10 protein-coding genes are annotated in these 13,237 nt (G+C 38.5%); 5 read left to right on the forward strand and 5 right to left on the reverse strand.

Annotated features, from left to right (window positions below; genetic code table 11):
• Positions 1-12: 12 nt before the first annotated feature.
• The 5 genes from ISS83_00200 (at position 13) to miaA (ending at position 8,616) form a co-directional block, all read left to right on the forward strand.
• Positions 13-3,261 (forward strand): DNA polymerase III subunit alpha, encoded by a 3,249-nt coding sequence (locus tag ISS83_00200; protein MBL7142079.1) that lies wholly within the window; start codon positions 13-15, stop codon positions 3,259-3,261.
• Positions 3,262-3,332: 71 nt separating this feature from the next.
• Positions 3,333-5,024 (forward strand): threonine--tRNA ligase, encoded by a 1,692-nt coding sequence (locus ISS83_00205; GenBank protein ID MBL7142080.1) that lies wholly within the window; start codon positions 3,333-3,335, stop codon positions 5,022-5,024.
• A 7-nt stretch (positions 5,025-5,031) separates the two neighbouring features.
• Positions 5,032-6,624 (forward strand): hypothetical protein, encoded by a 1,593-nt coding sequence (locus ISS83_00210; protein MBL7142081.1) that lies wholly within the window; start codon positions 5,032-5,034, stop codon positions 6,622-6,624.
• Between the two features lie 64 nt (positions 6,625-6,688).
• Positions 6,689-7,747, forward strand: coding sequence for a MiaB/RimO family radical SAM methylthiotransferase (locus ISS83_00215; protein MBL7142082.1), 1,059 nt, complete (start codon positions 6,689-6,691; stop codon positions 7,745-7,747).
• Complete coding sequence (gene miaA / locus ISS83_00220; GenBank protein MBL7142083.1) at positions 7,732-8,616, forward strand: tRNA (adenosine(37)-N6)-dimethylallyltransferase MiaA; 885 nt, start codon at positions 7,732-7,734, stop codon at positions 8,614-8,616. The genes ISS83_00215 and miaA overlap by 16 nt, the downstream gene beginning before the upstream one ends.
• A gap of 86 nt (positions 8,617-8,702) precedes the next feature.
• Here the strand turns inward: miaA and ISS83_00225 are convergent, their stop codons facing one another.
• The 5 genes from ISS83_00225 to ISS83_00245 form a co-directional block, all read right to left on the reverse strand.
• A complete protein-coding gene (locus ISS83_00225) occupies positions 8,703-8,888 on the reverse strand; it encodes a hypothetical protein (GenBank protein ID MBL7142084.1) in 186 nt (61 codons plus the stop codon).
• A gap of 121 nt (positions 8,889-9,009) precedes the next feature.
• Positions 9,010-10,443 carry an Asp-tRNA(Asn)/Glu-tRNA(Gln) amidotransferase subunit GatB gene (gene gatB / locus ISS83_00230; protein ID MBL7142085.1) on the reverse strand — a complete coding sequence of 478 codons (1,434 nt, stop codon included), beginning with the start codon at positions 10,441-10,443 and terminating at the stop codon, positions 9,010-9,012.
• A gap of 4 nt (positions 10,444-10,447) precedes the next feature.
• Entirely contained in the window at positions 10,448-11,146 is a 699-nt protein-coding gene (deoC, locus tag ISS83_00235; GenBank protein ID MBL7142086.1) for a deoxyribose-phosphate aldolase, read from the reverse strand.
• Positions 11,127-11,921, reverse strand: coding sequence for a bifunctional 5,10-methylenetetrahydrofolate dehydrogenase/5,10-methenyltetrahydrofolate cyclohydrolase (locus ISS83_00240; protein ID MBL7142087.1), 795 nt, complete (start codon positions 11,919-11,921; stop codon positions 11,127-11,129). Before ISS83_00240 ends, deoC begins: the two co-directional genes overlap by 20 nt.
• 32 nt (positions 11,922-11,953) lie before the next feature.
• Positions 11,954-13,228, reverse strand: a complete 1,275-nt coding sequence (locus tag ISS83_00245; GenBank protein ID MBL7142088.1) for a serine hydroxymethyltransferase — start codon at positions 13,226-13,228, stop codon at positions 11,954-11,956.
• Between the last annotated feature and the right edge of the window lie 9 nt (positions 13,229-13,237).

Raw genomic sequence — 13,237 nt, forward strand, 5'->3', positions numbered from 1 at the left:
TAACACAAAGTCATGAAATTTACCCAGCACCACTTTCCAAAGGAAAAATCTATTCCCCAAGAAAAAGCCACAAAAAGTGGTGCGGTGTTTACTCATTTACACGTCCACTCCCACTACAGCCTATTGGATGGCTTACCGAAAATCGACCAACTTTTGGATTACGTAAAAGAACTGGGCATGGACTCTGTCGCTATCACTGACCACGGCAACATCTACGCTGCCGTGGAGTTTTATAAGAAGGCAAAAGAAAAAGGCATAAAGCCGATTATCGGATGCGAGATGTATACGGCCCTTGAAAAGATGGCTGACAAAAGGCCAAATATTGACGACAAAAGACACCACCTTGTTTTATTGGTTAAAAACGAAAAGGGCTACAAGAATTTGGTAAAACTGATAACTAAAGCCCACTTGGACGGATTCTATTATAAGCCGAGGATCGACGATGAACTGCTCAGCCAATATTCCGAAGGCCTTATCGGCCTTTCTGCTTGTTTGGCCGGAAAAATACCAAAACTGATTCTGGCAAAAAAAATGGAAGAAGCTGAAAAAGTCGCCAAAAATTATCAGAAGATTTTTGGAAAAGATAATTTTTATCTTGACATACAGCACCATCCCAATTCCGCTGACCAAAAAACAGCAAACAAAGGATTAATCGAGCTTTCCAAAAAAACAGGCATTCCCTTGGTCGCTACCAATGACGTCCATTACTTGAGACCGGAAGACTCTGATGCCCAAGACATATTAATGTTAATCAATACAGGTTCTGACCCCAATGATCCTGAAAGATTAAGCTTGAAAATGGATGACTTTTCAATGAGAAGCCCGGAACAAATGGCAAAAGATTTCAAAGATCTGCCGGAAGCCATTGAAAACACGCAGAAAATCGCTGACCTTTGCAACTTCCAATTTGAACTGGATAAAGTAAAGCTTCCCCAATTTGCCGTACCAACCGGAGAAGATCCGAATACGTATATAGAAAAACTCTGCCAAAAAGGGCTGACTTCAAAATTCGGGGAAAAACCGGAAAAAGAAGTTATTGAAAGGATGAATTACGAACTTTCCGTAATCAAACAAACAGGCTTTACTTCATATTTTTTAATTGTCCAGGATTTTGTCAACTGGGCCAAAGAAAACAGAATTGTTGTCGGGCCTGGCCGGGGCAGCGTCGGCGGATCTTTGGTCGCCTATCTTCTAAATATTACCAATATTGACCCTTTAAAGTACGATCTTTTATTTGAAAGATTTTTGAATCCGGAAAGAATTTCCATGCCTGATATTGATTTAGATTTTACAGACAGAAGAAGGGACGAAGTGATCCAGTATGTCAGCCAAAAATACGGCCGGGACAAAGTGGCCCAGATCATAACATTCGGGACCATGGCAGCCAGAGCAGTAGTCAGGGATGTTGGCAGAGCCATGGGACAACCTTACAGCTTTTGCGATCAGATTGCTAAAATGATTCCTTTCGGCATGACGCTTGATGAAACGATGAAAAAAGTAAGCGAATTCAGTTCTTTATATGAATCAGACCAAGAAGCTAGAAAACTGATTGACGCTGCCAAAAAGTTGGAAGGAGTGGCCCGCCACGCCTCAACCCATGCCTGCGGAGTGGTAATCTCAAATACTCCTTTGGACGAAATCGTGCCTCTGCAGCACCCTACCCAGAATGACCAAAACATTGTCACCCAGTATGAAATGCATTCTATTGAAGACTTGGGAATCTTGAAAATGGACTTTTTGGGATTGAAAAACCTGACCATTATTGAAGACACCCTTTCCAGAATCTACGTCATTCATGGAACAAACCTTAATATTGAAAAGATTCCGACAGACGACAAAAAAACATACAAGCTTTTTCAAACCGGAGGAACAGTCGGCGTATTCCAGCTTGAGTCGGACGGCATGAGAAGATATCTAAAACAATTAAAGCCGACTGAGTTCGAAGACATTATTGCCATGGTAGCGCTTTACCGCCCTGGCCCGATGCAGTTAATTCCCGACTATATCAGCAGAAAAAACAAAAAACAGAAAATAGAATACTTCCATCCTAAGTTGAAACCGATCCTGGAGAAAACCTACGGCATTGCCGTTTATCAAGAACAGATTATGCGAATCGCCAAAGATATGGCAGGATTCACATTAGCTGAAGCTGACGTTCTCAGAAAGGCAATCGGCAAAAAGATAAAAGAGCTTTTAATGTCTCAAAAGGAAAAATTCATAGCAGGAATGAAAAAAAACGAGATAAGCGAAAACATTGCCCAGCAAATCTGGTATTGGATTGAACCTTTCGCCAGCTACAGTTTTAACAGAAGCCATGCTGCTGCCTATGCCACTATCGCCTATCAGACAGCTTATTTGAAAACCCACTTCCCTGCAGAATTCATGTCGTCTCTTCTGACTTCAGAGAGAAACGATATTGAAAGAATCGCTGTCTTGATCGAAGAATGCAAGAAAATGGGCCTGACCGTTCTGCCGCCGGATATAAATGAAAGTTTCACCTTTTTCAGCGTGGTGCCGAAAAAGAACCAGATAAGATTCGGGCTTTCAGCGATTAAAAATGTCGGTTCTAATATCGTGGAAGTGGTGGTCAATGAAAGAAAAGCAAACGGCCCTTTCATTTCAATCGATGATTTCCTTACCAGAACCAGCTCAAGAGATCTCAATAAGAAGTCTTTGGAGAGTTTAATAAAAACCGGAGTTTTTGATAAAATGGCAGAAAGAAACCAGATGCTCTCTAACATTGAAAAGATTCTGGAATACGCCAGAGAAAGCCAAAAAACCAAGACTAACGGCCAGACAGGCCTGTTTGACGGAATGAGTTTTAACAACCATATTCATTTGCCAGACACTACCCCAGCTTCGGAAAAAGAAAGATTGACCTGGGAAAAGGAACTGCTGGGACTCTTTATCAGCTCCCATCCTTTAAACGGATTCGAAAAGCTCCTGGAAAAGAAAGTGGTTTCCATAGCCAAGCTTTCAGGCAATGGCTTAAGAAGAAACGCCAGAGTCAAAATTGGAGGCATTATTTCGAATATTAAAAAAATAATAACCAGGACGGGCAAACCAATGCTTTTTGTAAACGTGGAAGATTTAAGCAGCAAAATGGAAGTGATCGTCTTTCCGAACATAATCGCTAGAAACCCGTCAATTTTCCAGGAAAATAAGATTGTCATGGTTTCAGGCAGACTTGATTCAAAAGATGGCATCCAAAAAATAATCTGCGAAGAAATCGAAGAGATATTAGATATAAAAGAAAATTAATATATCTCTTCTCCGCCTTCATTCCGTTACCGCGGAACTTGGCAATAGAAGAAATCGTTGAATCATAATATATGAAAATTGAAACAATACGCCATTCTTTAGCCCACATATTAGCTTTTGCTGTCTGGGAACTGAATCCCAAGGTTAAGTTCGGCATGGGACCGGCAATTGAAAACGGCTTTTATTATGATTTTGATTCTTCTTTCGTGCCGAAAGACTTGCCAAAAATAGAAAAAAGAATGAAAGAGCTGATAAAACAGAATATTTTATTTAAAAAGAAAATAATTACAAAAACAGAGGCCAAAAAGATTTTTAAAGGACAGCCATACAAGCTGGAACTGATTAATGAATTGCCTGATAGCAAAGCCACTATTTATCAAAGCGGGAAATTCATTGATTTGTGCAAAGGACCCCACATTAAATCAACCAATGAAATAGACCCTGAATCTTTTAAATTGACAAAAATAGCTGGCGCATATTGGAAAGGTTCTGAAAAAAACCAGATGCTGACCAGAATCTACGGCTTGGCATTTACAAATAAAAAAGAATTGGCCCTTCGTCTTCAAAAAGAAGCTGAAGCTGAAAAAAGGGACCACCGTCTTTTGGGACAAAAATTAGGATTGTTTCTTTTTGACGAGGAAGTCGGAGCCGGCCTGCCCATCTGGAAACCGAAAGGAACCATATTAAGGCAAATTATCGAAGACTACCTGCACAAAGAATTAAGCTCGCAAGGCTACCAGTGGATAACCAGCCCCCATATCGGAAAATTAGAGCTTTGGAAAACTTCGGGCCATTGGAACCATTACCGCGAAAACATGTATTCCCCCATTAAAATCGAGGAAGAAGAATATATGTTAAAGCCGATGAACTGCCCTTTTGCTGTAAAGATTTACAAGTCAGAGATAAGAAGCTATAAAGACTTGCCGATAAAATATGCGGAATTGGGAACGGTTTACCGCTACGAAAGGTCAGGGGTGCTGCACGGCTTAACCCGAGTCAGGGGCTTTACCCAGGACGATGCCCACATTATCTGCACGCCGGACCAATTATCAAAAGAGATAGAAAACCTTTTGAAATTTAGCTTTAAAATATTAAAGACTTTCGGATTTAAAGACTATGACATTTATCTTTCCACAAGGCCGGAAAAATATGCGGGAAACTTAAAAGACTGGGAAAAAGCAACCAATGTTTTAAAATATGCTCTTCAGAAATTAAAGCTGAAATGGCAGTTAGACCAAGGAGGAGGAGTGTTTTACGGACCGAAAATAGATATAAAAATTAAAGATTCTCTGGGCAGGCCTTGGCAATGCACGACAGTCCAGATTGACTTCAATTTGACCGAACGTTTCGATATAGCGTATATCAACGAAAAAGGAAAAAAGCAAAAACCTTTCATGATTCATCGGGCTATCCTAGGTTCGCTTGAAAGGTTTATCGGAGTTTTGCTTGAACATTATGCCGGCTCTATGCCTTTATGGCTATCCCCCGAACAAATCTGGGTTATTCCTTTGGGAGCAAAACATGAAAAATACGCAAAAATAATTACCGAAACCCTGCGAGCTGCCGGTTTTAGAACGCAACTCAAAAACGAAAACGAAACCGTTTCAAAGAAAATCCGTACAGGAGAAATGCAAAAAATCCCCTATCTTTTGGTAGTCGGCGATAAAGAAATGAAAGCTAAATCAGTCAGAGTAAGGGAAAGACAAAAAGGAGATATCGGCGAAATAAAAGTCAATAAATTTATTGAAAAAATTAAAAAATAATAACCTTATGTCGGAATTATCCCAACAAACGCAAAAGCTAATTCAAAAATACCAGACCTGGCAAGATTCTTTACAGCCTAAACCGGAAATACCAACTATCCATGTTGACGAAGTTGCTTCAGCTGTTGCTGCTTTCTATGAAAAAATAAGAGGCGTCGTAGACTGGCGGGAAGAACATTTAATGAGAAGAGCAGCCATTGAAAGAATGTTAAAAAGAAGATTGCTTTTGACCAAAGACAGCCAGGAGGTTACTGAACCTTTAATACTGGAACTGATCAGAAGCGGACATTTCCCCAATGACAGAATACCGGAAACAGTGATCAGCCAAGTAAAGAAAATAATAGAAAAGTACGTCTTTATCTTGGAAAACGCTCCCCCGGCTCCAGCTGAAAAAATGAAAGCCCAGCTTTACGACTGGCTTTTATCGATTGCCGCCTGCGAAATAGAAGAAGAGCTTATTCCGCCTCACCGGGAAAGAGCGCTGATCGATTATATGACAGAAGCAATGACAGAAAAGATACAATTGAACAACGGTATTTCTGAGGAACAAAAAAACATCTATATCCATATCGCCGTCCAAAGAGCTCTTTTCAAGCTGGATAATCCGATAATCATCTACAATCTTTTAAAAAGGCAGTATCCCCAGTGGCACGATCTGAAAAACGGAGACTCCCCGCTTCCGGAAATATCCCAAAATATTTATTCAAGCTGGAAAACTTTTGAAAAATATCTAAAACAACGCCTTTCGGAAAAATTCTATAAAGTTTGCGAAAGATACGATACTGCTTATTTGGTTCTGGGAGACGTAATTTCCGAAGAGCCGATGACCGCCCAGGAAAAGCTGTCTATACCAGAAGAGATGGAAAACAAAATATCAGCTGCTTACAAAAAAAGGTTAAAAACCCTGAAAAAGAGAATCAACCGGGCAGCTATTTACGCCACTATTTCCATATTCGTCACCAAAATACTTTTGGCGTTGGCGATTGAGGTGCCTTTTGACAGATATGTAACCGGACAATTCAGCTACCAGGCATTGGCTTTCAATATTCTGATCCCCGCCCTTTTAATGCTATTTCTAATCTCGACCATCAGGCCCCCTAAAAAGGAAAATCTGCAGCAGGTTGTCATGGAAATAATGAAGATAGCCTACTCAACAGAAAGTAAAGACGTGTACACGATAAAAATCCCAAGAAAAAGAGGCTGGCTGATGAATGCCTTTATCACCAGTTTTTATTCTTTCGGTTTTCTGACCTCTTTCGGATTAATAATCTTGGGCTTGTACAAATTGGACTTTGGCATACTTTCCATGATAATCTTCCTTGTCTTCATTTCCTTGATTTCTTTTGCCGGAACAAAACTCAGGGAAAGGTCACGCGAACTGGAAATAATGGAAAGAAAAGAATCGTTCCTAATGTTTATCATTGATCTTTTCTCTCTGCCGATCATCCGCATGGGCAAATGGCTTTCAGGCCAATGGGCAAAATACAACGTAATTGTCGTCTTTTTCAACTTTCTCATCGACATGCCACTGCAAACCTTTATTGAATTTCTGGAAAAATGGCGCGAATTCCTTAAAGAAAAGAAGGAAGAAATACACTAATTAAGAATTACAAATATGGAAAGCGGCCTTGAGAAGGCCGTTTTGCTGTTATAGAATAAAAGATATGCTAAAGTACCAAATCATCACTTTCGGTTGCCAGATGAATAAAGCGGATTCAGAAAGAATTGCCACGACATTAGAAAAGAAGGGCTATAAGCCGACAAAAGACTCAAACAAAGCCAATCTGGTTTTAATTAACATGTGCTCTGTCAGACAGTCAGCAGTCGATAGGGTCTATGGTAAAATCAACAATTTGAAAAAGATTAAAGTAAAAAATCCAAAACTTAAAACTATTCTTACTGGCTGTATTCTTAAAAAAGACAAAAGAAAGTTTGAAAAGTTTTTCGATGAAATTTGGAGCAATAAGAACCATTTCAAAGAAAAAGCCAAATGTCAAAACAAGTCCTTAGCTTTCGTGCCAATTTCCAACGGCTGCAATAATGCCTGTACTTACTGCGTTGTCCCATATACCAGAGGCGCTTTGAACTGCCGAAGCCATAAAGAAATACTGAAAGAAGCTAAAAGTTTTATTAAAAAAGGATTAAACCCCATTAGAAATGCGATTTCTAACGGGGCAAGGGAAATCTGGCTTTTGGGGCAGAACGTTAACGATTATCATTCGCCAACGAATAAAACAATAAATTTTGCCAGGCTTTTGGATCTGATAAATGACATTCCAGGAAACTTTAGGATTCTCTTCACATCTCCCCATCCCAAGAACTTTTCCGACGAATTGATTGAGTCTTTAGATCGCTGCCAGAAATTCGGCAATTACCTTAACATACCCGTCCAATCGGGAAATGACCAGATATTAAAGAAAATGAACCGTAATTATACGGCCAAAGAATATAGAAAGCTAATAGAAAAAATAAAGAAAAAGATACCGAAAATAAAGTTATCTACCGATATTATCGTCGGCTTTCCAGGAGAAACCAAAAAACAGTTCCAAGATACGGTAAAACTGTTTAAAGAGATTAAATTTAACTGGGCCTATATTTCAAAATACTCTCCTCGTCCAGGCACCGCTGCCTTTAAATTAAAAGATGACATCTCCCTGTCAGAAAAAAAGAAAAGAGAAACCATTTTAAGAGAAATTTTAAAAAAAGCATGGAAAATAAACTAATCGTCATATTGGGACCGACGGCTTCCGGCAAGTCGGATTTGGCCGTTAAAATAGCCAGAAAAATCAAAGCTGAAGTCATATCTGCTGATTCTAGGCAAGTCTACAAGGGAATGGATATTGGCAGCGGCAAGATAACCAAAAAAGAAATGAAAGGCATCCCCCACCACCTGCTAAACGTTGCTTCACCCAAAAAAAGATTCACGGTCAGCCAATATCAAATATTAGCAAAAAAAGCAATAAACAAAGTTTTAAAGAAAGGAAAAATCCCAATTTTATGCGGCGGAAGCGGCTTTTACATTCAAGCAGTAATCGACGGTATAGCTATTCCAGAAGTAAAACCAGATTATACCTTAAGAATAAAACTTGAAAAGTTTACAACTGAAGAGTTATTCAAAGAATTAAAAAAACTGGACAAAGAAAGGGCGAAAAACATTGATAAAAACAACAGAAGAAGACTGATTAGAGCTTTGGAGATAGCGATTAAAACAAAAAAACCTATTCCTTCTTTAAAAAAGAATCCCCTAGCCTATCCTGTTTTGATTATCGGCATTCAAAAAGAAAAAGAAGAACTAAAAAAACTAATACAAAAAAGACTCTCAAAAAGATTAAAACAAGGAATGATTGAGGAGACAAAGAAACTCCATAAATCAGGAATCTCTTGGCAAAGACTGGAAGAATTTGGCCTGGAATACCGCTTTATCGCTCAATATCTCCAGAATAAGATAAACTATGAAGAAGTGGTAGAACGCATACAGAAAGAAAGCGAACAGTTTGTTAAACGCCAAATGACCTGGTTTAAAAGAGATAAACGTATTAACTGGATTAAAAACTATTCTGAAGTTGAAAAATTGATAAAAGAATTTATATAAAAATATATTTATTATCCAAATTTAAAGGGCTAAGTTTTATACTTGATACTTAGCCCTCCGATGTTCATCTACCCAGATGTCTGGTTCTATAAAACCTGACAAATCTGATTAGTAGGTACAAAAAGATTAATTTCATCGGTTATCCCTGGGATTCCGGTCTTTACAATAACCGACTCAAGGCCGATGAAAACTACTTCTCCGATTTGTGGATGGGCATCGGTGAACATACGGCGGAATGTTGCCAAACCGCCCACTTTAAGATTTTGTGGCACGAATACCACCTCCTTATATATTAAATTATACTACTTTTTTCTACTTTGTCAACCCGGTAGTAGGTTTTGGACTCATTCGCCGAAGGCGAATAAAAGAAAGCGTGGCTTTGTCCAAAATTCACTACCGTGTCAATATAGCTTTGAGAAGCTTATTAACTGTCTGGGGATTGGCTTTTCCCTTTGATTTTGCCATAACTTGGCCGACTAAAAACTGAAGGACACTTTCTTTGCCCCCTTGATAATCTTGAACTACTTTTTGGTTTTCAGAAATTACTTCTTTAATAATCTTCTCAATTTCAGCTTCATCGCTAATTTGAACCAAACCTTCCTCTTGTATAATCTGCGAAGGGTCTTTCCTATTTTTTAACATCTCCTCCAAAACCATCTTTGCTCCCTTGCTTGAAATTTTATCTTCGGGAATGGAAATAATAAATTTAGCAAAAAGCTCCAGTGAAGGCCTATTCGGAATATTATTTTTCTTCATTAGTCCTGGTAAGTCAGTAATCAGATAATTAGTAGCTCGCTTAATTGCTTTTACTAATTCCTTTTTTGAAACGGAAGCTTTAATTTCTTGAATAACTCCCTCAAAATATTCCCCTAAATTCTTATTGTATACGAAAATATTAACGCTATTTTTATCCAATCCGTATTCTTTTAATAATCTTTCCTTTCTTTTCTGAGGAAGTTCGGGAATTTCATCTCTAATCTCTTCTATTTCCTTTTTAGTAAAATGCAGAGGCGGTAAGTCGGGCTCTGGAAAATATCGATAATCATGAGCTTCTTCTTTCTGCCTTTGACTAAAGGTTACTTCTTTAATATCGTCCCATCCCCTAGTTTCTTGGATAATCTTTTCTCCTTTATTTAATAAATCAATCTGCCTTTTAATCTCATAATCAATTGAGTGTTCTACTGACCTGAAAGAATTGAGGTTTTTAATCTCAACTTTTGTCCCCAATTCCTTTCCCTTGGTTACAGAAATATTCACTTCCACCCTCATCTGTCCCTTTTCCATATCAGCATCAGAAATATCCAAATAATGCACGATTAAATGAAGCTCTTCGGCAAATTCCTTTGCTTCTTTGGCTGAAGAAATATCAGGTTCTGTCACTAACTCCATCAAAGGAATGCCGGCTCTGTTAAAATCAACCAGAGAATAATCAGCTCCTTGAGGATGTAAAAGCTTACCCGTATCTTCTTCCAGATGAATCCTTCTGATTTTTATTTTTTTCCCCCCAATTTCTAAAAATCCTTCTTTACAGAAAGGCTGATGCCATTGAGAGATCTGATAACCCTTTGGTAAATCAGGATAAAAATAACTTTTTCGCTCAAATTTTGAATATTCGGCAATCTGACAGTTTAAAGCTAAACCAGTCTTTATCACCTTTTTTACAGCTTCCTCGTTAATGACCGGCAAAGTACCAGGATGACCCATACAAACAGGACAAACATTAACATTGGGCTGTTTTTCATCTGGATCATTTAAACAACCACAAAACATCTTAGTTTTGGTTTTTAATTCAATGTGTATTTCAAGACCGATTGTCGGCTTATACATAGATTTACTCAGTTTTTCTCCAATCTTCTTTGGCTGAAATATCTTTTCCTTTTTCTTCATTAACTATTTCCACTCCGGAACTAGTGCCGATAATATCAGCTCCAGCTTTAATCATCATTTCCAAATCAGCAAGAGTCCTAATAAAGCCTGCTACTTTAACCAGTATGCCGGGAGCTGATTCGCGCATTATCCTGACGTGCTTTGCTTTTTCAGCTAGTTCTGAATGGTCTAAAGGATCTTCAACCGTGGCTGTCTTAACACAAATTGCCCTAGCTTCCTTGACAATCTCTGAAGCTTTTTTAATTTCCTCGTCAGTCAAATAGCCAGAGCCGATTATCACTTTTGTCGGCAAAACAGCACAAATCTCTTTCAAATCAGACAAAACCTCGTCATATTTACCGTTCTTGAAATCATCTATCTTCATTACCACGTCAACCTCGTCAGACCAATCTTCTTTAGCTCTCAAAACCTTTTTCATCCTGATTTCATGAGGGCTGGCTCCTGTTGGCTCATCAATCAAAGTGGTAACCTTAACATCGCTGTCTAACAATGATTCTTTGGCTAATTTGGTGTGTTCTGGATAAACGCAAAGTCCCCGGAAACCGTATTCTCTTGTTTCCTGGCAAACCTTCTTAATCTCCTGTTCTAAAGCTCCTTTTTTAAGAAATGTCTGGTCTATTAATTTAGCTGTGTTTGGCTGCATAATAAACGTTTTTTAATAATAAGGCGACTGTTAAGGGGCCCAAGCCTCCTGGCACTGGTGTTAAAAAATCAGCTTTGCCAGCTACGCTTTTTCTGTCCACATCCCCTACTACTTTTTTATTCTTCAAAACAACAATGCCTCCATCAATCAAAACAACACCTTTTTTAATCATATCCCCTTTTATATAATTAGGAAATCCACAAGCTGAAATAACAATATCAGCTGATTTAATCTCAGGGCTTTTCCTGTTTTTAAGATAACTAATTTTAATTCTCTCTTTTATAAGAGAAGATTTTAGAACATTGCCGAAAAAATCAGAATTAACCAAAGCAATAATCTTTTTACCTTTAAGGTTTTTGGATGAATCTTTTAAGGCGATAAGAATGGCCGAAATCAAAGGAGAAGAAAAATGTGTTTTCTTCTGGAAACCGTCAACATCTTTGTGAAAATCTATCTTTTCTGTAATCTTCCTTGCTTTTAACTTAGAGGGTAATGGCAATTGGACAATGATTCCTGCAACGTCTTTATCTTTATTCAATGCTTCAATCTGCCGCACAATCTCTTTTTCCTTAACTTTGCTGTTAAATTTAGAATAGAGAATTCCAATACCCACTTCTTCAGCCGCCCTTTTTTTGTTCCTAATAAAAAGCTCTGAAGCAGGATCTTTTCCGACTGAAATTACCGCCAGCTTTAATTTCATTCTTTCTTTCCTGATTCTTTTTTTCAAATCCGACAAGATTTTATCCGCTTTCTTTTTACCATCGAAAATTATCATAAATTGAAGATTTATTAAAATCTTAGATGAGTTTAAAATTTGAACTCATCGTAAATGGGAAACTTCTTGGTTATTCTTTCCACCTCGCTCTTAATCAAATTTTTAATTTTCCGGCTATCAATATTTTTAATAAGCTTGACGATAAGGCGAGTAATCTCCCTTGATTCTTTCTCTTCCAAGCCCCTAGTGGTGATTGCCGGCGTTCCCAACCTAATACCCGAAGGAAAATAAGGAGGTTTTTTATCAAAAGGAATGGCGCTTCTGTTAACGTAAATGCCAACCTTATCCAATTCGTTCTGAATTTCCTTCGAGCCAACGCTAAAAGGAGAAACGTCTATTACCATCAAATGATTATCTGTTCCCCCGCTGATTACCCTGATTCCCTGCTTCTGGAATTCATCAGCCATGGCTTTGGCATTCAGAATAATCTGTTTTTGGTACTTCCTAAAAGAGGGTTTCATTGCTTCCAAAAAGCAAACAGCTTTAGCAGCAATAACATGTTCCATCGGCCCACCCTGGATACCAGGAAAAACAGCTTTGTCGATTTTTTGCGCTAAATTTAATTTGCTCTTAAGATTAAATCTGTCTTTAATTTTGCAAAGAATCAGTCCTCCGCGAGGGCCCCTAAGAGTTTTATGAGTAGTCGTTGTCACGATATCGCACCAGGGGAAAGGATTGGGATGAACACCAGCAATAACCAAACCGGCGATATGAGCGATATCAGCCATTAAATATGCTTTAGCTTTATCAGCAATCTTCCTGAACGCTTTAAAATCAAGAGTTCTTGAATATGAGGTTGTGCTGACAATGATTAATTTCGGCTTGAACTTTAAAGCTATTTTTTTCACTTCTTTCAAATCAATCTTTTCCGTTTCCCGATCAACCCCGTAATGGGAAAAATTATACAATTTTCCGGAAAAATTAACCGGCGAGCCGTGCGTCAGATGACCACCAGCCGACAAATCAATGCCCAGTACTCTATCCTTATAGTCCAACAACGCTAAATAAACGGCTGCATTCGCCTGGGAACCAGAATGGGGCTGAACATTGGCATGTTCTGCCCCAAACAACTTCTTGGCCCTTTCTATGGCTGTCTGTTCAACCTCATCAATGAATTCATTGCCGCTGTAATACCTTTTATATGGATAACCTTCAGAATATTTATTGCTCAAAGGCGTGCCCATAACAGACAAGACCTCAGGACTGGCGTAATTTTCCGAGGGAATCAAAACAAGGCCCTGTTTCTGGCGCAAAATCTCCTTTTTAACCAAGTTATATATTTTAGAATCTGATTTTAAAAGCTTCATTTCACTTCC

The organism is Candidatus Paceibacterota bacterium, from assembly GCA_016782605.1.
Classification (GTDB): domain Bacteria; phylum Patescibacteriota; class Minisyncoccia; order Minisyncoccales; family RBG-13-42-11; genus BS750m-G71.